This is a genomic window from Spirochaetota bacterium (genome assembly GCA_034190085.1).
Taxonomy (GTDB): Bacteria; Spirochaetota; UBA4802; order UBA4802; family JAFGDQ01; genus JAXHTS01.
Genome location: JAXHTS010000048.1, coordinates 83,314 through 106,861, shown reverse-complemented (window position 1 = coordinate 106,861; position 23,548 = coordinate 83,314). Strand labels below are relative to the sequence as shown.

Below are 23,548 nucleotides of genomic sequence, written 5' to 3'. Positions count from 1 at the left end.
AGTTATGATAAATAATGCCACTATAGTTAGTGAGCGAATTGTATGACTGCGACTCAAAGATCAATATCCATGGAGTCACATCATCTCAGGTGCTGAAATCCCCAGCAGTTTCAGTCCATTATTTAATACAATCCTAACTCCATCGCATAGCGATAGGTAGGCATTTGTCATTTCCCTATTTGTTGAGAGGACTCTATGTTCAGTATAGAATTTATGAAATCCTTGAGCTAATTTTAATAGATAATTTGCCAACCGATGGGGCTCAAAATAAAAGGCAGCGTCAAAAATCTCTTCAGGAAATAGAGCCAACCGCTTAAGCAATGCAATAGCTTCAGGGTTATTCAAGTATTCAGCGGTCGATCCAGATGGGAAATACTCTGTGCCTATTTTTTCTGCTTCACGGAAGATTGAACAAATTCTTGCATGAGCATATTGCAGATAGAAGACAGGGTTTTCTGAACTCTGCTTTTTAGCAAGGGCGAGATCGAAGTCCAGATGACTATCTAAAGATCTCATTATGAAAAAATAACGGGCTACATCAACGCCAATCTCGTCAATCAATTCGCTCATTGTGGAGAACTTGCCCAGTCTCTTCGACATCTTGACCAGCTCGCCATCCATAATCAGGTTAACCTGCTGAGCGATCAATATGCGAAACATGTCCTCATCGAATTCCAACGCCTTCATGGCTCCGACAATTCTGGAGATATAACCATGATGATCAGGGCCCCATATGTCAATTAATAGATCATAACCCCTTTCCATCTTGTCCTTATGATAGGCTATATCAGCAAGAAGATAAGTAGGTCTGTTATCATCTCTTACCACAACCCTATCCTTATCATCACCAAATGCTGTAGCTTCAAATACCCTCTTGCCATTATCATTATAGATTACACCCTTGGTCTCTAGGTTATCAAGGGTCTTTGTTACCTTGCCAGATTCATGAAGGGATCTCTCATTATACCAAGTATCAAATCTCACATTAAACCTTTCAAGATCGCTTTTATGTCCCCTGACATTATAATCAACTGCCTTGCGGGAAATATAATCAATTTGATCATCCTCATTGTCAAATGACAAAGTCTCTTCCTTATGATTTTCACATAAATATCTGGCTATATCCTTAATATATTCTCCATGATAACCATCCTCTGGAAAATCAATGCGCTCACCCATTATCTCTTTACATCGATGGAGCACTGATTTACCTAACAGATACACCTGGTTGCCATAATCATTTATATAATACTCTCTGTCTACAACATCACCCCTTGCCTCAAGGAGATTTGCCAGTGTGTCACCTAATGCCGCTGCACGAGCTGAAACGATGTTGAGAGGGCCTGTGGGATTGGCTGATACAAACTCTATGTTTACCATCTTGGGTGTACCCCTTCCACACTTTCCATAGTTTTCGCCTTCATCTATCGCGGAGATTAGGGTTTTATGCAGAAAATCAAGGGATAAAAAAATATTAATAAATCCCGGTTTCACAACCTCTATTTTTTCAATAATTTCTGAACCTTCGATATATTCCTTAAGAATTGATCCTATTCCCATAGGTGATTCTTTTAGAATTTTTGCTGATTCAAGAGCTAGTGGTGTGGAATAATCTCCATGCTTCTCGTCTTTTGGGTATTCTATTTTGACTGAAGGAAAACTGATAGCGCTAATTCGATTATCACTTACAGCCTTCATGCAAGAATGTTCAATTAAATCCTTTATCCTTTCCTTAATAAGCAACACTCACCTCATAATAAAATAATTTATTGGGAAATCGGTCAGATTACATTAGATCATATAAATTGCAATAATAATTAGGGATAAAATTGGATAATGGCATCCTCCAGGGGATGTGAATTAACTTTAATCCCTGTTAAATAGTTATACAAATAATTATTTTTTATTACAATAAAAAACTTGAAAAGACATAAAGATTCAAGGATAATTCGATTAAATGAATAAAAAAGTATCATCCCTTCAGGTGGGATAAATAGCTTTCATTGATCTCCCTATATATCAGAATTCTGGATGCCCTTTGTGGGCTGATTTCGATTCTATCTAAGCTAACGATTGTAATAACAGGTTAATATAATGAATAATGTATTTAAATTTACAAAAAATCAACTTATAGCCCTTTTAATAACCTTAATCATATTTCTAATGTTTGTCTTCATATATTCCAAAACCAATCTATTTGATGGATTGGAAAAGGGGGCCATTGATTTTAGATACTTTCTCAGAGACCCCTCAGAAAAATCGAAGAAGATTCGTGAGGGTGTAAGGAGATATAAAAAGAATCCCAGGGCAAGGGATGATATAATAATTCTGGGAATAGATTTAAATACCATAAGAAGTTTTGCTGAAGAGGGAAACTACTGGCCCTTTCCATGGAATATTCACGCAAAATTTACTCGGTATGTGGGAAGCGGAAATCCATTAGCAATATTTTTTGATATTATGTTCGTGGATCATAAACCACATAAAGAGGAATTTGCGCGTTCAATAAGATCTGCAAAAAATGTATTCCTGGATTATGCATTTGAATCGGAAGAGGTAGATAAGAAGATCTCTGATATCGAGGAACGTAAGAAATTGCTAGATAGATTAAGATTCCCATTGGATCCAAATGATAACCTCCCGCCATGGGTAGAGGATGTAGAACCGCCAATACCGATATTATCCAGCGCGGCAAGGGGTATTGGCTGTGCGAACATTCGGCCAGATCCAACCGACCCTACCATAAGAAAGCTGCCAATGATTATTAAATTCAATGGTTTTTATTATCCCTCTGTGGATATGGTTATTGTGATGCATTACTATGGGATTGGCAAAAATGATATAGAGATTAAGATAGGCAAGCATATAAAGCTAAAAAATCTACCAATCGAGAAGATGGCCAAACCTAATGAGGCAAGAGAGATATCCATACCCATTGACAGGGAGGGCTTCATGAACATCAATTATATTGGTGGATATGGGAGCTTTCAGCACTATCCTTATTATTATTTCTATCAGGATGGTGAAATGACAAACAAATCTCTGGAGAATAAGATTATCCTTGTAGCCGCTTATGCAGCCACTGGGATTGCTTCAGATATTCATAAATCACCCTATGGTGAAACCTATGGGATAGAACATCATGCTAATATGTTGAATACCATACTCAATCAGGACTTTATTGTTGAACTGAGCGATTTCGAGAATATCCTGATCCTTCTTATAATAGCATTATTATTAGGTATAATATTAGTAAGGATATCGATAGTTAAATCAATCGTACTTACCGTAATCTTTATAATAGGCTATATTATTGGAGTATACATACTCTTTGACACAATTAGCCTCATTTGTATTTTTGCCACACCCCTTATTCAGATAGGGGTAACATTTTCAGTTATTATTGCTTATAGGGTGTTGACTGAACAGAGGGAGAAAAAATATATAAGACAAACATTTTCAAAATTTGTCTCAAAATCTGTTGTAGACGATCTTCTCAAGAATCCGGAGAAATTGAAGCTAGGAGGTGAAAAGAAGATACTAACAGTGCTCTTCTCAGATATTAGAGGGTTTACCTCAATCTCTGAAAAGATGACTCCTGAAGGTCTTGTTGAGCATCTTAATGAATATCTGGAATCAATGACTGATATCACATTTAAATATTATGGCACATTGGATAAATATGTAGGTGATGAGATTATGGCATTCTGGGGTGCCCCAATTTCCCAGGAGGATCATGCCCTATTGGCTTGTAAGGCCGCGCTTGAGATGATGATTAAGCTAGATGATTTGAATAAGAAATGGAGAGGAAAGGGTAAACCTGAATTAGATATAGGAATCGGCATAAACACTGGAGATATGGTTGTTGGAAATATGGGATCCTCATCCAGAATGGATTACACCCTGATGGGTGATAATGTTAATCTCGGAGCTAGACTTGAGGGTACTAATAAGGTATATAAGACTAACATAATTATAAGTGAATTCACCTATGAATATGTAAAGGATAGTGTAATTGTACGCGAGCTGGATGTTATAAGGGTAAAGGGTAAGGAACTGCCTGTTAAGATATACGAGTTGATCGATATTAAAGAGTAACACCCTTTTGTCTCTTGTACAATTATCGCATTAAACCCTTCGCAGATCAGCCCCGCTCAATACGAGGCAAAGAATATTTAACTTCAGCCCTTATTATACAAGGAAACGATGATTAAGCATAAGATAAAAACCATTCACGAGAAGAATAAAATAATCAATAATATAATAAATGCAATGGCTGATAGAAAAAGTTTCTTAATTCTCGGTCACATAAATCCGGATGAAGATTGTGTATCATCTATGATTGCCTTCGCAATTCTACTGACTAAATTTGATAAGATTGCTCAAATATATATCAATAGTCATATCCCTGGTAATATCGTCTATCTGTTAGATATCTGTAAATTTAATTCCATTGATATAATTAATAATACTGATAGGATTAACTCCAAGATCGATACAATTGTAATATGTGATACCCCCAAACGCAAGATGGTGGATATGAATAAGAAAATAGCTAAATTAGTAGATAGAAAGGATATCCTGAAAATAGAAATTGATCACCATATAGCAAGTGATGGGGAATACATCGGCGATGAGGGTTACTCTTTAGTCACTGATGCCTCTTCGACATGTGAATTGATTGGCATTATTGCCCTCAAATTGAGAAATAAGAGGCGTATATTAAGGAGATTTCTGATATCAGATCCATTTTCAAGGAATCTTGTCCTAAGTATTCTCACAGGAATAGTGGGTGATACAAATATGGGCCAGTATCTAAAATCGAGAAGAGAAAAAATATATTATGATATTTTTGCTAACATGTATAACGATATACTCATGAAGGTTACGATAAAGGAAACCAATTTTACTAAAATTGATGAGATATTTCAGGAACTTCAAAAATTGTCTGTGCAGGAAGAGGAATGCTATGATTATATTATTGAGAAACAGAACTATATTGACTCTGTGGGTTATATAATCCTAAATCAGAGAGATATGGATTATCTGTGTAAGGAGTTTGATGAAGATATTATTGTATCCGTTTCAAAACATATCGCCAATGAGTTGGCTGAGAGAAGCGGAAAGGTAAGCCTTCTGGTATATTATGATAATTCAAGAAAATCTGATATGATACAATTTCGAATGAGAAGATGTCATGATTATAAAAAATTTGATTTACGGCGGGTCCTTGATATCTTTACTATTCACGATGGCGGGGGGCATGAAGGGGCAATTGGGTTTAGATTCCCCAGGAAGGATATTAAAAATTTGGAGGAGTATACCAATGAGATAATAGATGGAGTTGTGAATACCATCGCTAAGCTGTAAAGATCATCATGTTTAACTTTATCCCAAGTTATTATTATCCTCATCATCCATAACCTGGGAGGAGACAATATATTATTTTTGATTATATGATGATTAGCTGCCAATATTTTTTAATTCCTTTAATTCAGCCTGCGCTCTCATATTGTCAGTGTCAATCTTTAACACTTTATCAAAATATTGAACAGCCTTATCAGTTATTTCATGCTTTTTATATACCATCCCCAATGCGAACAATGCGTTTATAAATGTTGGATCTATACTAATTGCCTGTTCCAGCAAATCGATCGCATTGGTATAATCATTTAACTGATAGTAAGCAGCCCCGCCAATATATAGGGCATACCTATTCCCCTTATCCCTTTTTATATATTTGCTGATATACTCAACTACTTGTTCAAAATCATTAACCTTAAAATAGGTCTTTGCAAGATTGTATAGGAGTTTCGGATCATCCGGGTAGAGGATGAGTCCCCTCTTTAAGGTATCAATTGATTCATTATATTTCCCATCAGCTATCATCTTTTTCACATTTTTTATTATTTCAATTGTATGATCTCTCGATAGCTCAACGACGAGTAGTGTTATGTCATCCTCTACCTGCGCATTCCCAATAAATCCCTTAACATCCTCTATTATTAAATTTGTAAAATCATCTAATGACACGTGTCTATTCTCCAATATCAATGTTTCCAATCTTTCGGTGGAATATCCCTCCCTTTTCTCATTTGTAGCCTCCGAAATACCATCAGTAAACATTATCATTCTATCGCCATAATTTAGTGTTGTCATCTTTTCCTCATAAGTATCCCTGGCATCCTCTAAGGCTCCAATAAACAATCCCCCAGTATCCAGTAGTTCTATCCTCTCCTCATCTGTTCGAAGAATTATACACCTTTGATGACTGGCATTGGTATAGGTTACATTGTACTCATCATCTATTATGGCCATAAAGCAAGTCATATAATCTTGAGTCTTTACATTATCAAGTATGTCTTGATTTACTTCCTGAAATATTTTTTTTGGAGAACTGTGTTTTCTACAGGCGTTGCTAAAGGAGACCTTGGCCATTGAAGTGACTAAAGCTGCAGGAATTCCGTGACCGGACACATCTGCGACCAATATGCCCAACTTGTTGTTTGAAAGCTTCAGTACATCATAAAAGTCCCCACCGATCTTTTCCATAGCCAGATATTTAACTGAAAATTTTAACTCACTCCAATCTTCTAAATGCCTGGGTAATATGCTTCTTTGAATAGTGCTTGCCATATCCAGTTGTTTTTGGATCAGATTATCCCTATCCTTTAGGTCTGACAGGGCTTCCTGTAATTCCCTGGTTCTCTCCTCAACCTTCAATTCGAGATTTTTCCTATGCTCATCTATCTCCACCTTCATTTCCATCATAGCGTATTCAATCGCTGAGAATTCTCTTTCAAGTGGAAGCACCTTAAAATGCACCTCGCCTCCAGAGGCTATCTCTCTGGCTACTCTGGTAATGTCTGTAAATATTCGAACAATGGAGTTTGTATTAACAAACATCAACAAAAAGCCTGCTGCAACAGATACAAAAAAATAGATCACAATTGCTGTGAGATTGGCTTCACTGTAAAAACGACCCTTCTCAATTAAGGCTCCAAAGGTAAGCAAAGTAATAATCATTAAAACCGCAAAAAGGCTAAACTTAAACCTTACTCCTACAAGAACCCTTGGCCGTATGTTAATAAACCTTCTGCGTAATTCATTATAGCATGTAGCCCTCTCACGACCTGTGAGTATGTCTGTTAATAGATATGTTGACATTGCAAAAATGATTACACTGGTCATTCCTCCGATGGAAACAATTTTAATGATCATATACATATTCTGGATATTGAAATTACCTGATTTCATATTATCAAGGTATATTAATGCGATCAGGGCTATTGCAGAAATAATACCATATAATATACAGCTAAATGTGTTGTATAAAGGGAATAGCACAATATGATTATATAAGTGTTTTAGCTCGTCATCACTAATATCAGGGCTCAACCTATCTCCATGTAGGTTATGATTAATGTCCCTAAATGATCTGAAAAGGGCTGGAATCTTTATTGGTGTAAGTAAACCAAATTGTATACAATAGAGGATAGCAGTGAAGGATAGAGCCCAGGGAAGCCATTTAATGATGTTAGAAGTAATCTGAAAATAAGAGGCAATAATAAATGATGTACCCAAATAATAACCAAAGATAACACAAACGCCTCCAACGAGAGATGTTATGAGAGCAATTGCTGAGGTATAACCTATTTTTCCGCTGATATAATAAAAATATTTCATTATATATCTCCTTTTTATATTACCTTCAATATATTATCCATAGATGTATAATGCCTATGGCGATCATCTTGCCTGCTAATCGTTCTAGGGTATTCTGTCCAAAACTTTGGGTTTTCTAACACATCTGAAACCTGCGATAGGGTCCTCATATAGATTGGGTATTCCTCCTATCTCTCTGCTGGTTACTCTAAGCCTCTTCTTATCGGAATACCAGGCTCCGCCCCTTATCACCTTCACTTGCTCCCCATATCTTTTGTCTGTAAATCTGCTTCCTGAATAGGCCTTGTACCAGCTTGAAGTCCACTCTGCGGCATTGCCGGATAAATTTATTACCCCATAGGGAGAACCTCCGGTATCAGAGAATAGATTGACCGGGAGTAAGCCCTGTTTGAATTTTTTCTTGATGTTCAAACCAACACCCTTATTTCTCCAAAAGTCTAATGAATTTGCCTTTTCTGGATCATATATATTCCCCCATGGATAGATAATAGGTTCTTTAATATATGTGTAATTATCCTCCTTACCCTTTACAACCTTAATACCCTCACCTCTAGCAGACTTTTCCCACTCCTTCTCAGTGGGTAATCTCTTACCCGCCCATTCTGTATAAGCCGTTGCTTCAAAATAGGATACTAATACAGGTAGATCCTCCTCACCCTCTTTATACTTTCCATTATACCAGGATATTGGTGGTTTTGAGCCAGTAGAGGTTATATATTTTAAATAGTCCCTATTTGAGACCTCATATTTATCGATATAGAAGTTGTCCAAATATATTATCTGTTCGGGGTATTCATCATCTTCATCATTGTTGTTGCCAAATACAAATTTCCCTTCAGGTATCAATATCATAATCCTTTGATCCCTGGGCGTGATAATCTGTTTCTTATATACATCTTGAATCCGATTGTTTCTCTCCCTGGCTTGTGCCTTTATTATCTTTTTCCCCTCAACTAAACCTATATCCATTCCGGCTTTTATCGTCCTTTCATAGGTTCTTCTTTCAAGATTATACTCTGCTATGGCCTTATAGGTTATCTTGCTGTTTAAAATGTGCTTTTCTATAGCATGTATTCTGATCTCCCCAATAATATTGTTGCTTTCAATAATATAATATACATCCTTATACGGCTTCTCATAAAATAGAAGGGTTACAATATTGCCTTTTCTAATTGAATCTATTTTTGCATAAATTTTCAATTCTATTGAATGGACCGGCATAAGCAGTATTATCAAAAAAACTAACCAAAAGGTCTTTTTAAAAGTTGTTAATTCGATCATGGCTCAATATTGATACTCATCAAGGGATTAGTAATGAATATTTGTTGCTACTTTTGAGAAACTCAATCAGCTCAGTGTACAGCCTATGAACAATCTTCTTCCCTTCGAATTTTGTATCAGCATTTATTATCCCGAATATCCATTCCTTGTACACTGCAATAAAAATATAGTTATTATTTTCAGATCGGTTAAAAGCAATTTGAAATTCCTCTGCATTGCTGAGGACGAAAGGGGGTTCCATCTCCTGAACTAGACTCGAGATATATTTTAATGATTCATAACAGGAATCCCTTTTGGAATAAATAATATGTTTTATTCTTCCTGATATCCTCTTGCCCCTAACAAAAAGATTATCAATTTCAGGCAATTGAGGGTGACCATCAATATAATATACTACATCCGACACCCTTTTGTTATCCCCAAATAGGGCGACATAGTCCTGCAATGGCTCATTAGGATTTTTTATATTTTCATGTACTACTTGTGCGAAAATAATATTATCCCTTTGAATTGTAAATGAATCTGTAGTTTTACTGGCCTCAATCCTGATATAATATATGCCTTTTCTGAAATAGAATCCAGCACCTTTAGTATAGGAATTCTCAAAGACCGAATCCTCTATATGATTGAATCCTCTCTCAATGCCCATTATACCAAAGGCGTTTAGTGTGGAGTCCATTTTATATATTTCAACTGTCGTTAATCTACTCTGATCATTGATTGAATGATATTTTGCTACGGATACAGATCTAAAGCCGTATTTTTTGAAAATTCTTCCCTTATTGTGTAAATATCTATGGACATTATCAACAGTATACTCTTTAGGCGCAGAATTCAATCTCCAGCCAGGAACATCACTCTCCCTAGGGAGGAGTTGTATGTTATTTACAGAATGGATTATATTTCGACATGAGAGAAATGATATTATTGAGAATAAGATTAAGATTTTGGTTAAATTTCGCTTCACGCACAACCTCTATAAAAGATTTTAGATAAAAAATTGACTAATAAGTATATAGTTATCTCTATGAAGGAATATCACCTTTAGCCAGGAGCTAAAAACTCTAGCAAAGGTAAAACCCTTCTATAATATTTGCAACAAAAAAAGGCAACTTTAGAAATTGTGTTTGTATCTCTTCAGTAAGGGGAATTTCAAGATAGTGATTTCTAATAGCATACCTGCTAATAATAAAGTAGTAGACTAAGGGATTCTCTTAATTATAATGTAATTATTTATCTTGACATATTCTACATCTTTAGTATGGATTATCCGATTAAATTGGAGTCAGAAACATGAAGAACGTTATATCTTTTATATTAACATTATTCATATTCACTTCCTGCGGGAGTGATGAGTCTGAAAGCACTCAGTTGCCTTTATTTAAGATCCAACCTGGCACTCTGACAAAATACACCCTAACTTCAACATCTTATAATATTATTTTTAATGGGGCCCAGAGGACCGGGGACATTGCAATTATTGATAGCATAAGTATTGATGATCAGGAATATGTAGGGATCGCTGTAAGTGATGATCCTTCTAATGAATCATTCAATATGAAGATATACTTTTATCGAAATGAAAACGATGAAAGTGCTGAAATATCAGACAAGGATCTCACTGATAATGATGTAGTTATCAAGATAAATCAAGTAGAGTATTCGCTAACAGGGGGATCAATAATATTAAACTTTGAGTACAATGAATCAGATGGTTCCTATAGAATAACCTCAGATGAAAGCGGATCCCCTGAGTTAATACCTGGAAATATCTCATTCAGTATCACAGAGATCATTGCGATAAATAAAGGCACATAGGCTATTCCTTCGTTATACTACACTGATCTATACCCCTTACACCTGTACTAAAAATGTGTAATAGCCCTTAAATGAAATCAGTTAAATCATTTTGCCATACTTATTGCCTGAACTACATCGTCATCAGAATATATATCCCTGAGACATATGGGTTTAGTAAAGGATTCACCCACTGGGAACACAGCGAGGAAGGGTAGGGAACTGCTGCCCAATCTATATAGAAGATCCTCTGCAATTGGATTCTCGCGAGTCATGTCTGCTACCAATAGATCTACATTATTATTATCCATTGCTTCGAAAACATCTGGTGTGTATAGTGATACCCTTTCTACAAGCTTGCAGTTTGGGCACCAGTCAGCAGTGAATTTTATGATTGATATTCTGCCGTTTTTCCTATTTTCATATAACCTCTCGATACTGAATGCATTTGTATCTGTAATTATAGGCTTTTCTTTCTCATTGCGAAGGAACTGAAATGGAAATAAATATCCTGATATAATAATTATGCACAATGCAATTGTTGAGAATATTCTTTTATTTTTAGTCTGAAATATCGCGCCAAATCTGCCATATTGCCAGAGAGCCACTCCAATGAAGAGTAGCAACCAGAGGGTTGGCATAACGACCTCCTGCTCTAAAATCCCGATCAGGTAGATGACAGTTGCCATAAGTAGAAAGGCCATTATCCGCTCAAAGACGATCATCCAATCCCCAGGTTTTGGAATGATACTCATAAACCTTGGGTTTATAGTGAGTATAATGTAGGGTAAGGCCATCCCCAAACCAATGCTCATAAATATTATGAATACTATAATTGGCTTCTGGGTTAATGCCCATGCCAGGGTGCCGCCAAGGAAGGGGCCGCTGCAAGGGGTTGCCAGTAGGGTTGCGAGAAGACCCTTCATGTATGCGTCAGCATATTGATTGGAAACATCCTTTGAGGCCCTTCCTATAAAAGAGGGCAAGTTTATTGTAAAGACATCGAACATGGAAAGGGTTAAGGCAAATACAACGGCTATCATGGTAATAAGAAATAATCGCTTTTTGAATAGTTCTCCCCAGTTATATCCAAAGAATGATGAGAGGAATGCTAGAATAAAAAAAGTAGTCAAAATTCCAAGGGTAAATAGAATTCCAAGCTTAATTAGCTTGCTCCTGTCCTCGCCTGCATATTTGATAAAGCTCATAACTTTTAAGCTTACAACTGGAAGAACGCAGGGCATAAAATTGAGAAAAAATCCCGCAATTAGACCATATAGTATGGCCTGCAATATGTTTGTAACATTGATATAGGATAGGTATATCGGTTTGAATATCTCCTCTTCGTTAGATGTTGCCCCTTTGTTATCCCCCTGCCTGCTAGACATTTTATTCGTGCTTGAGTACTTTTCAGTTGGAGAAGAGGTCATGAATTCTGATAATAAACCGCTATCAACACTACTCAACTTATCGCCTTGGCCAAGTATTTTGATGCTATATTCTATATTAAAGTCCAATGGAGTGCATGAGTTAGCGCGGCATAGCAGAGACTTAAATGAAACTGTTGTCTTGTACACCCCGGAGGGTGAGTCATCTTTTGCAGACAAGGGAACAAATATCTTTGTGCCATTCTCATATATCCATACAAATTCCTTTTCTCCAGGGGCAATATATTTTTTAGGTGGCAGATATCGCGCAGGCTCAATTATTAACTCATTTGGTCCGAATGCTGTTATTGTCGTGGGCATACCAATACCAGGCCCCTTGGGATTGCCATATATGTAAGAATCCTGAGGAATTTCAATTTTTAAGGTGATAAATCCTGATCCCCCTTTATTCACTTCTACTACATCCTTAAGGGGGTAGGCCCTGAAGTCCTTATGCCTTTCTTTATTGCAGGAGCATGAGGTTAGTATCAATAGTAATGAAATGAATATTGAAAATATCTGCATAGGAATATACACTTTTCCATAATACTGTTGAGGGTTGATAACTATAATTATCACCTTACATAATTATGCTTAGATAATAATTATTCAAGTAGAAAAATCATTAAATGTAAATTGTCCATAAAAACAGTCCAATTTGGTGGTTTTAGGATTATGTAAAGCGATACATCCATTTGGAATGTGTATACTGCATACCTGTATTTATTTTGGATTTGATTTGTTCAATAAATACCTTATTCCCATCATTTATTCAACTCATTATCTAAATCAGAATAAAGAGTTGCATTAATTATAGAATTGGGATATCCTATAAAAGCGTGAAAGAAATCAGGATGAATCACAATATTCATTAAGTTTGATATGCTTGTTGGGAGGGGTGAATACATTTGGTCACCTATCTTATTGAGAAAATGGAGTCATTGAGGAATACCTATGGCGAATAGTATCAATAATATTATTGAAGAGGTATTTGAGGAAATAAGCAAGGCTAATTCAGTGGAGGGGCCAAACTGTATTCCTCATTCTGATGAGTTTATTAATCAAATTACTGCGAATATAGCCATAACAGTTGATCTTGCTAAAATGATTATTGGTATTCTACACAATTCTCATAAGATATTAACATTTGAAATTGTCGCTGAAGATAAACTCCGTGAGTCTCCTCCGGTTCAGGGATACGTTGAGGCCAACCTTGATACAATTAAACGTTTAAAGAGTTATTTCCAGAATGAGCTTATAATTCAGTATGAGACTGAATTTCATAAAAGACTGTCAATTCATCAGGTAATAAAGGCAGTATTCCCCATAATAAAGAGCTTGAATAACACGCCTATTGGGAAGATTGCGAACAAGGCAATAATGTTAGGAGAGTATGAGGGATTGTTGGAGAATCAATATGATGAATTTACTGATGAGTGGAAAGAAGAGCATCTAAAGATTGAATTGAGTAAGGCAAATTTAAGCGATATATTTGAGAAGAATTATAAGAAGACCACAGAAGAGGCAGATGACATAGTAGATGAGGGTGAGAAGAAATCTCAGAGGGCTGTAGATTCAAAACAATATGTTGATTATATCTCAAGGAGTAAAAGCTATCCTCTTGATAGAATTCTAAAGATATACGGTGTTGATTTCTATTTTCGAATAAATATTAGAAAGTACAAATTTTCTTATTTGAAGGGAGTTATTGAGAAAAGTAACGTATTCAAAAGATCTGATTTATTGCTTTTGCGTGATATGCTTCGCAAGGTTAAGATAAACTTGGATAAGGATCCGAATTTGAGTGAATATGAGGATATAATAAACAATCTTGAACGTTCAATATATCATAGACTATATTTTAAAAACTGACTGGAACGCAAGAGACTATCTATATAATGACATTCCTTCCGAACTCAATCCTCTTTTTTATTGAGGGGTGACTATAAAAAAGGAATTCTATTATTTTATTTGGTTCCTTGTCTGTCAGATTTAACTCAGCGAGCCTTTCCATGCTTGAGATAAAGGGCTCATTCTTTCCGATTAATTGAATAGCAAAGAGATCAGCCTCCCTCTCAAACCTCCTTGAAATAATATTCGTTATTGGCATTAGAACCAGGCTGAATAGGGAAAGATAGAAGAATAAGATTGGAATTGCGGCAATATCATAGGAATGATCAAGCCCATAGATAGATATTGTCTTGGAATATAGAATTCCACATATATAGAAAGAGAGAAAGATTATAGTTCCGCTAAAGAATATGCTCTTTACAATATGTCTTTTTATATAATGACCAAGTTCATGGGCAAATATTATTTCAATCTCATCCAGTGTGAAGTTGTCAATTAGGGTGTCACTGATAATTATTCTTTTACTCTTACCAATCCCCGTAAATCCAGCATTGGCCTTTTTGGTATCCTTGCTCATATCGAAGGTGTATATCCCCTTGATCCCGATGTTATATTTCTTTATGATTCCAAATATCCTCTCCTTAAGTGCATCGTTATCTAGTTGTTTATATTTATAGAAAATGGGAAAAATAAGTATTGGAGCGATTCTTGCTAGAAGTATAGCAAAAATGAATACGAATATTCCGAAGAAGAGCCACCAATTATCTCCACTTATCCTTAAGAGATAGTAAAATATAAGCGAAACAGGTATGCCAAGGGAAACGCCTACTATAAGCGACTTCATTCTTTCGATTAACCAATTGAAGATGTTCTGGTTTGATAATCCGTATCGATGCTCAAGGAAATAGCTTGAGTAGAGATCGATGGGGAAGTCTATTAAGGCAGCTATGAGGCCGACAACGAAGAGGAAAAGTAAAAATTGAATGTAGGGGTTTTGCGAGTATACTTCAATATGACCAAGGATGTATTGTGAAATTCCACTAAAGGCTAGGAGGGTAATAAATATAATATTGAATACTAGGTCAAAAATGTTTATTATAATTTTAATTCTGTTATATGTCTTTACATCTTCTTCTTTTTTGATTATATTGCTCACCGGTTCATTCGTTTTCATTAGCGGGTGATGGGAATCGAACCCACGCTACCAGCTTGGAAGGCTGGAATTCTACCACTGAATTACACCCGCATTCGATATTGTCATGATTGTAGTAGATATGCGGAGTGAGTCAAGTAAAAAAATGTAGTATTCCTTTCATAACATTTAGATTAGGGTGAATGAATTAAGGACTTGTTTGTGTGAATTATCTTTACTCTATGCAACTGACCTCAGCTTTTAGACGATTAAAAAAAATAGTCATAAAATTGTGCCTACCCTGGGCCAATCTTCTCCCCTCATCTGTAAGCATATTCTGAATAATATATTGCAGTTTTACAATATACTCCCTATAGGCGGTATCTTCTTCAGTATAGGCGGTTGTGGTGAGTATATCTATGTCTGAATTATGGAGCCTTGCGCCAATTTCACCTGAAAAGAGAAATGCTCGTCCAATGCCTATCGCGCCAATTGAGTCGAGTTTGTCAGCATCATACAGAATTTTCGCTTCAATTGAATTGGGGGTTTCATTGTTCCTAAATCTGTGAGTCTTAATGCAATGAGTAATTTTTTTTGCCCTATCCTCATCAAGACCCTCCTTTAGAAGGAAATCATATGCTATTCTGCTTCCAAGTTCTGCATGACATAGATCGCCACCGGTATTATCTTCAATCTCTCTTGCGATATCATGCAGAATCGTTGAGACTTCAATGATAAAAAAATCCGCTTTTTCAATCAGGGCAATTTTTTTTGAAAGGGAAAGAACCCTTTGAACATGATCCCATCCATGACTGGGACGTAGATTCTTCATCCTCTCTTTCGCAAAGAGAATGCTGCTCTCAATGATTTTTTCCTCAAATTGTGCAGGATAGGTCGCCATGATGGTATAGTAATCTCACTGGATAGCAGAAGTTATGAAAATTCTTTCTTCCTTTAGAAATAATGCCATGTAAATGTATTCCTCATGCTATAAGGGATATATCATGATCTATTTCATTAGCATAGAATTTGATAACCATTCATTTTCCAGGAATGTATATTGTTCAATAAGAATTTATTAAATGGGATGTTTATCCAGAAATTGGTTGAAAAAAAATCTACTGCAATGTTATAAGTTTGTTGAAAACTATAAAAATCCGATGCAATATATAAAAAGGATGTCGATATAATAAAATAGATTCATGTTAGGTATAATTATATGAAGGCAGTTCTATTATTATCATTGCTATCTTCTGTAATTCTCTATACAGAGAGTCCGGTATCTCCCCTTGGCGAAGAGAAGAGAGATAATCCAGTATTTCAAAAAGCTATAAGATATTTTTATCAGAAGAAGTTTGAGATGGCGGAACTCCTTTTTCAGGAAGAATTGAAGAATAATCCTGAAAATGAGTTGGCATATTCTTATCTCGGCGATATTTTCTTTAACAAAAACAGATATGATGGGGCACTAAAGCTATATAGAAAATCATTAGATATCAATCCCAATATTGCTGAAAACTATTATAGGATTGGCCAAGTCTACTATTATAAAAAGATAGGTGATCAGGCGATTGTAAATTTTGAAAAATCCTATAAGTTAAATCCAAACCTTAAATTTGCCTTTTATCATGTTGGATTATCCTACCTGATGCTGATTCGGGATAAGGATAATACAATTAAGAATTGGGAAACCTTTTTGGAGATCGCTCCTGAGGACTCCCAATATGAAAAGATTAGAAGGGCAGTTGAGTTATTAAAAGATCCGAATTTCGTTATACCTCCTATTGGTAGCGAGATATCAATAGAGGAGGCTCTTCATCTTGGCGGCGAGGTGTTGGTGGATGTGGAACGAAGGGCTAAGGAAAAAAAGGCGGATCATGAGTCGAAAAAGACAAAACAGAAGCTTGAGGGCATATACAAGGACGATGATCTGTAATTGTGGAGGGATTCTCTCATGACGTATTATAATAGAGATCGAGTTATTAAATATGGCGGTATTACCGCTTTGATTCTCTTACTATTTTTTGGCTATTATCAATTCTTTTATGAACGCGGTGATCAAATAAGTGAGGGAGTTGATCTTCGCCAAAAGCAGATTAGTATCTATAATAAACTCCTGGATACTGATCCCAATAACACTGAAATACTTATAAAAATTGGGGATCTTTATAAGGAGATCGGCGATATCGATAAGGCAATCGAGTACTATAACCGCGCCCTAGAGATTGACCCCAATAATTACCCGGCATTAAATAAACTCGGACATGCCTATGCCCTAAAGGGCGATTATGAGAAGGCAGCCAAAACATTTACACGCGCCAAGAAGGCCTATCCCAAATATGCAGCGGCATATAACAAGCTTGGCAATATGTATGATGAACAGGAGAAGATTAGTCAGGCATTACGTGAATATATGATGGCTCAGGAGGTCGCCCCTGAGGACCCGGAGAGCTATTGGAACATAGCCAAACAGCGATTAAAGAAGGGAGACATTAAGGGGGCCATCTCGATTATTAAAAAGGGAATAAAGGCAAATCCAAATGATCCTGAAGGATACTATAATCTCGGAAATATCTATCATAGCGCCAGGAAATATAAGAAGGCCAAATCAAACTATGATAAAGCGATCTCATTAAATCCAAATAGATCCAAGTATTACAGAGGCCAGGGAGAGGCGAATATCAGGTTAGACAGAATAGATGATTCAATTGCTTCATTTAAGAAGGCGACTAAAGTCAATCCAAGAGACGCAAAGGCATATGAACGTCTTGGGGATATCTATGCAAAGATAGGGGATTACGATAATGCTGTTAAGTATTACAAAAAAGCGCTTAAATACAATCCCAGAGGTAAGAATTTAAAGAGAAAATACGCAAAAGCTCGTAAAATGTTGAAGAAAGGCAAGATGCTTGCCAAAAGGGCTAGGAAGGTTTCTAAGCCAGTCGTTGAAAAGCCGGCTAAAAAGGAGATAAAGAAGGAGATCCAGATTGATGATTTAAATGAACAGCTTACTAATTTAATGAACAAAAAGAGGGATAGGAAATCAAAGGTCGATAAATGGAGGGAGTTAGGGGATAAATATAGAAAGGAGAGGGATTATGATAATTCCATCAATGCCTACCTGAAGGCGGTTGATATCGACAAAAATGATGAGCATTCTAATTACTGGTTGGGCAGAATATATTATCATAATGGAATGAATGAAGAGGCGAAAAGACACTTTAAGAATACCATTATATCTAATCCCAAGAATGGGGATGCACATTACAGATTAGGCCTCATCTATTATCTGGAAGAAAAATATAAATCAGCAAACAAGTCCTTTCGCAATGCTATTCGTTTTCAGCCACATTTTCCAAAAGCATACTATTCGAGAGGTCTAGTATATAATAAATTAAGAGATAGGAGGCAGGCGATAAGAGATTTTAAGACCTCCATCAAACAGGATCCAAAATTGGACAGGGCATATTTCAATTTAGGAAACATCTATCTGAAGAGCAAAAACTATAAGGTTGCGCTGGATTATTTTACAAAGGATAATGGACTCCGTCCGAATAACGCTGACACGCTCTTTAAAATTGCCGAGACCTATCATGAGATGAAGTCATACAATAATGCGATTCTCTTTTATAACAAGACAATTGAAAAGGATCCGGAATATTTTCAAGCCTTTTATAATCTAGGATTGATCCATTCATTAAAGAAAAAATATGCAGAGGGTATAAGCTTTTATAATAGAGCGCTAGAATTAAAAAATGATGATCATGCGACTCTATATGAGCTTGGAAAGGCTTACGAAGCATACGATAATGACGATAAAGCCATTGAATATTACTCAAGGGCGATAACCGTAAATCCAAATTATACAAAGGCATATATAAATCTTGGGGCTATATATTCGCAAAACAAGCTCTATGATAAGGCGATTGAGCAATACAAGAATGCCACCATAAACAATCCAAAATCCTTTGACGCTCACTTCAACCTTGGCAAGGCCTATCGGGAATCGAAGATGTATGATGAGGCGATTGAGGAGTACAATACCGCAATAAATATTAAACCGGTGAACTCTAAAGCACACTTCTTTCTTGGCATGACCTATAAGGATAAGGGTAGATACAGCGACGCAGCCAAGTCCTTTGAAAGGGCGGTAAAGATTAACAAAAAGCTTCCAGAGGCTCACGAAGAGCTTGGAACAATCTATTATAGAAAGATCAAGAATAAGAAAAAGGCAATATATCATTTCAGAAAGCTATTATCAATGAAGCCTGATCATCCGAAGGCTGATGATATTCATAATATCATCAACATGCTTAAGAAGAATAAATCTGAATAGGGTGATGCCTTTAGATGTATGTGGGATTGAGAAAACAATATTATGCCCTACATATTGCATAGACCTTCGACTAAGCTGCTTCTTTCTTCACTTCCAAAACTATTCGAAAATAGGCGCTTTTATAAACAATATTACAGAGCGGATACCCTTGGCTTATAATTTAAATGAACTTCTATTGATTGATAACACTATTGGCTAGGAAGACAAGGGTGAGGATTGAAGCCTATTTCGAGTTTATTCCTCCTTAATTCATGAATTATAGTATTTAGTAAATTACTGAGTCTTACCGATAAAAGAATAAGGGTGTCAGTATATTTATAACATAATCGTTAAATTATTATCCAAGATTGATTATTATTAGCGGTTGTTAGAAGTTGATTTTAGAAATAATGGAGTAAATGTATGGATATAGGAACCATTGGTGGTCTAATAGGAGGATTTGTCTTTATTGCATTGGGGATTGTATTTGCAAAGGGTAATCCTGCGATGTTTATAGATCCAGCGTCCGTTATGATTACCATTGGAGGTTCGTTTTCGGCTCTCTGTATATCAAATCCCTTGGCAAGGATACTGAGAATCTGGAGTGTTGCACGTTTTACATTCTTCTCACCCGCATCAAATCCCGATGAACTGATAATAACACTTGTATCCTTTTCCGAGAAGGCAAGAAGGGAAGGATTGCTTGCGCTTGAGGATGATCTCGATGAGGTTGATGACCCATTCTTAAGAAAGGGAATACAGCTTGTTGTTGATGGCACTGATCCTGAGTTGGTAAGGAGAATAATGGAGACGGAACTGGAGAATATAATGTCCAGGCACGATGAGATGAGAAAGATTTTTGAGGACTGGGCTTTATTTGCTCCTGCATTTGGTATGATCGGTACCCTGATGGGTTTGATACTCATGCTTGTAAATATTGAGGATAAGTCAGCTATTGGTCCTGGTATGTCGGCTGCTTTAATTACAACACTGTATGGAGCGATTGTAGCTAATCTTATTATGCAGCCTATAGCCAATAAACTTGAGCTTGTGGGAAATGAAGAGGTTTTATTGAAGCTTATTATGGTTGAGGGTACTCTTTCAATTCAGTCCGGTGATAATCCTCGAATTGTAAAGGATAAGCTGATTTCTTTCCTTGAGCCCGCTAAGAGGGAAGCCATATCAACTGAGGTAGGAGAGTGATAAAAAAGAAGGAAAAAAAGGCAAAGGCTGGCTCCCCAGCATGGATGATGACCTATGGGGATATGACCACCCTCCTTTTAACATTTTTTATTCTGATGTTTAATATCGCTGATATTAGCGCAAAGGATTTTTTTCTCGTTCTGTCGTCATTTCGCGGATCTTTGGGGATGTTTACTGGAGGATTTTCATTATCCAAGGGTAAACTTGAGGAATTAGGAATGAATATTCAAAATCTACCATCCAGTGAACAGGGTAGAGCCTTAGCAAGGAGCTTGAAAAGAGCGATTGAGGCCTTTAAACCAGAGATTCAGGCTAAGAAGGTAAGGGTAATGGAGGATGAAAGGGGTTTGGTGATTACTCTTTCAGGCGATGCCTATTTCGCCCCTGGCAGTGCAAGGTTGAGCGAGAACTCAAGGGGTGTGTTAAAAAAGGTCGGAACCATTGTTAATTCAATTCCAAATTTTGTTAGGATCGAAGGGCATACTGATAATAGGCCAATACCGCCACAGGGTGTACGGGAGGGCTATGAGACCAATTGGGAGCTGTCTTCAGCAAGGAGTCTGAGTGTTTTACGTTATCTCGCAGATGAAGAGGGCATAAATCCCAAGCAAATATCATCAGTCGCATATGGTCAATTTCGACCAATTGATGATAATAATATTCCTGAAGGCAGGGCTTATAATAGGCGTGTCGATATAATAATTGTAAGGGATAAGGGATTAGAGGCGAGTAAGAGCGATAGGATAAATAGGCCCCTTCCTGATGAGGAATGGAGATAGCGCTAAATCCCTAAGTCGGAAGTAACGTGGATATTAAATTATATTTGGAGAAATGAAAATAGTCGCATCTATTTTTAGATGCGATACATATCCATATGTTTAGCACACAACATTATTTAAACAAAAAAAAATAATTGACATATAATAATTGCTGTAATAGCGTTGTAGACAAAATATTAATTTTATTTAGAAATTTTTATGGATCCCTTAATCATGAATTAGGGGAGTCCTATTCCTTAAGTAGAGAGGCTAGCCTGGAGGCTAAGCTGGTGTTATATCAATCAATGGTTATATGTGGAATAGATCATGGGAGATGAAGAGAGCGTAGATGTTATTGCGGAAGAGGAGGGTGAATCTGTTGAAGAGGCTGTTGCTAGCGCATCTCCATCGAAGCTAATAAAAATATTACTCTATGGCATAGGGGCAATATTATTATTATTTATTGTGATTGGGGTTTCTTATCTCGTTACCAAATATGTCCAGGAAATGAAATATGAGAGGGAACAGGCCATTGTAGTAGCACCCCCGCCGCCACCACTTGCACATTTCGATATCCCAACCTTTTCGGCTACAACGAGGGATAAGGAGCCACATTTTGTCAAAGCAACTGTATCTTTGGGATATGAGGAGAATATTGAGTTGAATGCAGAGCTTGTGAGAAGGAGCGTGCAGATTCGTCATATAATAAATATTATCTTAAGTGGTAAGGGATACGATGAGTTGGATTCTGTTGAGGATAAAATAAACCTTGCTGAAGAGATTAAGGCTCATGTTAATGTTATACTTATTGCAGGTAAAATTAAGGAAGTTTATTTTCGAGAGATTATTGTCAATTGATTGTCCAGTGATTGGAGGGAATTATGGGCGATGGTTCTTTGTCTCAGGATGAGATTGATGCCCTATTGCAGGGGACCGATGATGTAATTTCCACGCCAGATGCAGCCCCTCCAGTGGATGTTGCACAAAGGGGTGGAGCCCTATCACCGATTGAGAGGGATTCTCTTGCTGATTTGTTGAATGCGAGCATGGAGGTTGTTGTTCCTTCTCTTTCCGGTTATTTGGGGAAGAGCATTAACATCTCCAGCGCACTTATTGAGGTGAAATCTCAGAATGATGTGAGGAGTGATTTCACAAAGCAATACGTCCAGCTTTCTGTTGATTATACAGATGGTTTCAGTGGAAAGAATCTTATCTTATTTAATAATGATGATGCAGGCATAATCTCTTCGCTTATGATGGGAGATGAAACGGGTGCGCCTAGTGAAGAGTTGACAGAAGCGCATCAGAGTACTATTCAAGAATTTGTAAGTCAAATGCTGTCTTCAAATGCCACTGAATTTAGTAATAGATTTGGGAGATCTGTAGGTGTATCCGCTCCGGTTCTTTCTATTGTTAATGATGCTTCCCAATTGCAATTGCCTCCTGGGAATGAGATTGCCAAGATTACCTATAATTTTAGCATAGAGGGGCTTGTAAACTCAAAATTTTATCACTTAATGGAATTGCCTCTTGCGGCTGATTTGGCCAGATCTTCAATGTCAGAAATTCAGACTTCACTTCCCCCCCAACAAACCGATCAGCATGGTATGCAATCCGGTGGACAGGTTGGAGTGAGTCAGGTCAAATTCCCTCCCTTAGGGGATGGGGTTCCTTATGCTTCAGGTGGGAATATATCATTGCTCCTTGATGTCCCAATGAATATGACTGTTGAGTTGGGTAGGACTAGGCAGTTGGTGAAGGATATATTAGGTTTGGGGGAGGGATCAATAATAGAATTGGATAAGCTGGCCGGCGAACCGGTTGATCTTCTTGTTAATGGGAAGTTGATTGCGAAGGGTGAAGTTGTAGTAATAGATGAAAATTTTGGCGTTCGAGTGACAGATATCGTTAGTCCTGCTGAAAGACTTAGCAAGATTCAATAGATATAAGTATCCTTTAGTTGCAGAATATACTAAATGCAACACATTATTATTTTGGATAAAATATTATGATATTCCTCACTCGCTTCTCGCGTGATAATAGCATTTTTCAAGATAGATGCTATCTGTCTCTCAATATTTTTTTAACCCATGAAAAT

General features: G+C 36.7%; 17 protein-coding genes and 1 tRNA gene. 10 read left to right on the top strand and 8 right to left on the bottom strand.

Features of this window, described 5'->3' with window-relative positions; all coding sequences use genetic code 11:
- Positions 1-75: 75 nt before the first annotated feature.
- Positions 76-1,743, bottom strand: coding sequence for an arginine--tRNA ligase (gene argS, locus SVZ03_08590; GenBank protein MDY6934264.1), 1,668 nt, complete (start codon positions 1,741-1,743; stop codon positions 76-78).
- 351 nt (positions 1,744-2,094) lie between these two features.
- Between argS and SVZ03_08585 the strand changes: the two genes are divergently transcribed.
- Positions 2,095-4,098 (top strand): adenylate/guanylate cyclase domain-containing protein, encoded by a 2,004-nt coding sequence (locus SVZ03_08585; GenBank protein ID MDY6934263.1) that lies wholly within the window; start codon positions 2,095-2,097, stop codon positions 4,096-4,098.
- 108 nt (positions 4,099-4,206) lie between these two features.
- Positions 4,207-5,370 (top strand): DHH family phosphoesterase, encoded by a 1,164-nt coding sequence (locus SVZ03_08580; protein ID MDY6934262.1) that lies wholly within the window; start codon positions 4,207-4,209, stop codon positions 5,368-5,370.
- Between the two features lie 93 nt (positions 5,371-5,463).
- Here the strand turns inward: SVZ03_08580 and SVZ03_08575 are convergent, their stop codons facing one another.
- The 3 genes from SVZ03_08575 to SVZ03_08565 form a co-directional block, all read right to left on the bottom strand.
- Positions 5,464-7,686, bottom strand: coding sequence for a SpoIIE family protein phosphatase (locus SVZ03_08575; GenBank protein ID MDY6934261.1), 2,223 nt, complete (start codon positions 7,684-7,686; stop codon positions 5,464-5,466).
- Between the two features lie 84 nt (positions 7,687-7,770).
- Complete coding sequence (locus tag SVZ03_08570; GenBank protein MDY6934260.1) at positions 7,771-8,967, bottom strand: SUMF1/EgtB/PvdO family nonheme iron enzyme; 1,197 nt, start codon at positions 8,965-8,967, stop codon at positions 7,771-7,773.
- A gap of 19 nt (positions 8,968-8,986) precedes the next feature.
- Entirely contained in the window at positions 8,987-9,934 is a 948-nt protein-coding gene (locus SVZ03_08565; GenBank protein ID MDY6934259.1) for a DUF6599 family protein, read from the bottom strand.
- 326 nt (positions 9,935-10,260) lie between these two features.
- Between SVZ03_08565 and SVZ03_08560 the strand changes: the two genes are divergently transcribed.
- On the top strand, positions 10,261-10,785 hold the full coding sequence (locus SVZ03_08560; GenBank protein ID MDY6934258.1) for a hypothetical protein: 525 nt from the start codon (positions 10,261-10,263) through the stop codon (positions 10,783-10,785).
- Positions 10,786-10,871: 86 nt separating this feature from the next.
- Here the strand turns inward: SVZ03_08560 and SVZ03_08555 are convergent, their stop codons facing one another.
- Positions 10,872-12,716, bottom strand: a complete 1,845-nt coding sequence (locus SVZ03_08555; protein ID MDY6934257.1) for a cytochrome c biogenesis protein CcdA — start codon at positions 12,714-12,716, stop codon at positions 10,872-10,874.
- A gap of 429 nt (positions 12,717-13,145) precedes the next feature.
- Between SVZ03_08555 and SVZ03_08550 the strand changes: the two genes are divergently transcribed.
- Positions 13,146-14,063: a hypothetical protein gene (locus SVZ03_08550; GenBank protein ID MDY6934256.1), complete on the top strand. Its 918-nt coding sequence runs from the start codon at positions 13,146-13,148 to the stop codon at positions 14,061-14,063.
- A gap of 19 nt (positions 14,064-14,082) precedes the next feature.
- On the opposite strand, the gene SVZ03_08545 is transcribed toward SVZ03_08550, so the two are convergent.
- The 3 genes from SVZ03_08545 to SVZ03_08535 all read right to left on the bottom strand — a co-directional run bounded on the left by SVZ03_08545 (position 14,083) and on the right by SVZ03_08535 (position 16,075).
- Complete coding sequence (locus SVZ03_08545; protein ID MDY6934255.1) at positions 14,083-15,216, bottom strand: M48 family metallopeptidase; 1,134 nt, start codon at positions 15,214-15,216, stop codon at positions 14,083-14,085.
- 1 nt (position 15,217) lies between these two features.
- Positions 15,218-15,288, bottom strand: a tRNA-Gly gene (locus SVZ03_08540).
- Positions 15,289-15,409: 121 nt separating this feature from the next.
- Positions 15,410-16,075 (bottom strand): HD domain-containing protein, encoded by a 666-nt coding sequence (locus SVZ03_08535; GenBank protein MDY6934254.1) that lies wholly within the window; start codon positions 16,073-16,075, stop codon positions 15,410-15,412.
- Between the two features lie 318 nt (positions 16,076-16,393).
- Between SVZ03_08535 and SVZ03_08530 the strand changes: the two genes are divergently transcribed.
- From SVZ03_08530 to fliN, 6 genes are all read left to right on the top strand, one after another.
- Positions 16,394-17,110, top strand: coding sequence for a tetratricopeptide repeat protein (locus tag SVZ03_08530; GenBank protein ID MDY6934253.1), 717 nt, complete (start codon positions 16,394-16,396; stop codon positions 17,108-17,110).
- Between the two features lie 18 nt (positions 17,111-17,128).
- Positions 17,129-19,510 carry a tetratricopeptide repeat protein gene (locus tag SVZ03_08525; GenBank protein MDY6934252.1) on the top strand — a complete coding sequence of 794 codons (2,382 nt, stop codon included), beginning with the start codon at positions 17,129-17,131 and terminating at the stop codon, positions 19,508-19,510.
- A 402-nt stretch (positions 19,511-19,912) separates the two neighbouring features.
- Positions 19,913-20,692: a motility protein A gene (locus SVZ03_08520; GenBank protein MDY6934251.1), complete on the top strand. Its 780-nt coding sequence runs from the start codon at positions 19,913-19,915 to the stop codon at positions 20,690-20,692.
- Entirely contained in the window at positions 20,689-21,471 is a 783-nt protein-coding gene (locus SVZ03_08515; GenBank protein ID MDY6934250.1) for an OmpA family protein, read from the top strand. The genes SVZ03_08520 and SVZ03_08515 overlap by 4 nt, the downstream gene beginning before the upstream one ends.
- A 306-nt stretch (positions 21,472-21,777) precedes the next feature.
- Positions 21,778-22,308 carry a flagellar basal body-associated FliL family protein gene (locus SVZ03_08510; GenBank protein MDY6934249.1) on the top strand — a complete coding sequence of 177 codons (531 nt, stop codon included), beginning with the start codon at positions 21,778-21,780 and terminating at the stop codon, positions 22,306-22,308.
- Positions 22,309-22,331: 23 nt separating this feature from the next.
- A complete protein-coding gene (fliN, locus tag SVZ03_08505) occupies positions 22,332-23,393 on the top strand; it encodes a flagellar motor switch protein FliN (protein ID MDY6934248.1) in 1,062 nt (353 codons plus the stop codon).
- The last annotated feature ends 155 nt before the right edge of the window (positions 23,394-23,548 follow it).

Bases quoted from the DNA above. Each gene is read 5' to 3' on its own strand.
- SVZ03_08550 (MDY6934256.1), top strand. From the start codon at position 13,146: ATGGCGAATAGTATCAATAATATTATTGAAGAGGTATTTGAGGAAATA.
- SVZ03_08525 (MDY6934252.1), top strand. From the start codon at position 17,129: ATGACGTATTATAATAGAGATCGAGTTATTAAATATGGCGGTATTACC.
- SVZ03_08510 (MDY6934249.1), top strand. From the start codon at position 21,778: ATGGGAGATGAAGAGAGCGTAGATGTTATTGCGGAAGAGGAGGGTGAA.
- SVZ03_08530 (MDY6934253.1), top strand. From the start codon at position 16,394: ATGAAGGCAGTTCTATTATTATCATTGCTATCTTCTGTAATTCTCTAT.
- SVZ03_08575 (MDY6934261.1), bottom strand. From the start codon at position 7,686: ATGAAATATTTTTATTATATCAGCGGAAAAATAGGTTATACCTCAGCA.
- SVZ03_08545 (MDY6934255.1), bottom strand. From the start codon at position 15,216: ATGAAAACGAATGAACCGGTGAGCAATATAATCAAAAAAGAAGAAGAT.
- fliN (MDY6934248.1), top strand. From the start codon at position 22,332: ATGGGCGATGGTTCTTTGTCTCAGGATGAGATTGATGCCCTATTGCAG.
- SVZ03_08585 (MDY6934263.1), top strand. From the start codon at position 2,095: ATGAATAATGTATTTAAATTTACAAAAAATCAACTTATAGCCCTTTTA.
- SVZ03_08580 (MDY6934262.1), top strand. From the start codon at position 4,207: ATGATTAAGCATAAGATAAAAACCATTCACGAGAAGAATAAAATAATC.
- SVZ03_08570 (MDY6934260.1), bottom strand. From the start codon at position 8,967: ATGATCGAATTAACAACTTTTAAAAAGACCTTTTGGTTAGTTTTTTTG.
- SVZ03_08555 (MDY6934257.1), bottom strand. From the start codon at position 12,716: ATGCAGATATTTTCAATATTCATTTCATTACTATTGATACTAACCTCA.
- SVZ03_08520 (MDY6934251.1), top strand. From the start codon at position 19,913: ATGGATATAGGAACCATTGGTGGTCTAATAGGAGGATTTGTCTTTATT.
- SVZ03_08560 (MDY6934258.1), top strand. From the start codon at position 10,261: ATGAAGAACGTTATATCTTTTATATTAACATTATTCATATTCACTTCC.
- SVZ03_08535 (MDY6934254.1), bottom strand. From the start codon at position 16,075: ATGGCGACCTATCCTGCACAATTTGAGGAAAAAATCATTGAGAGCAGC.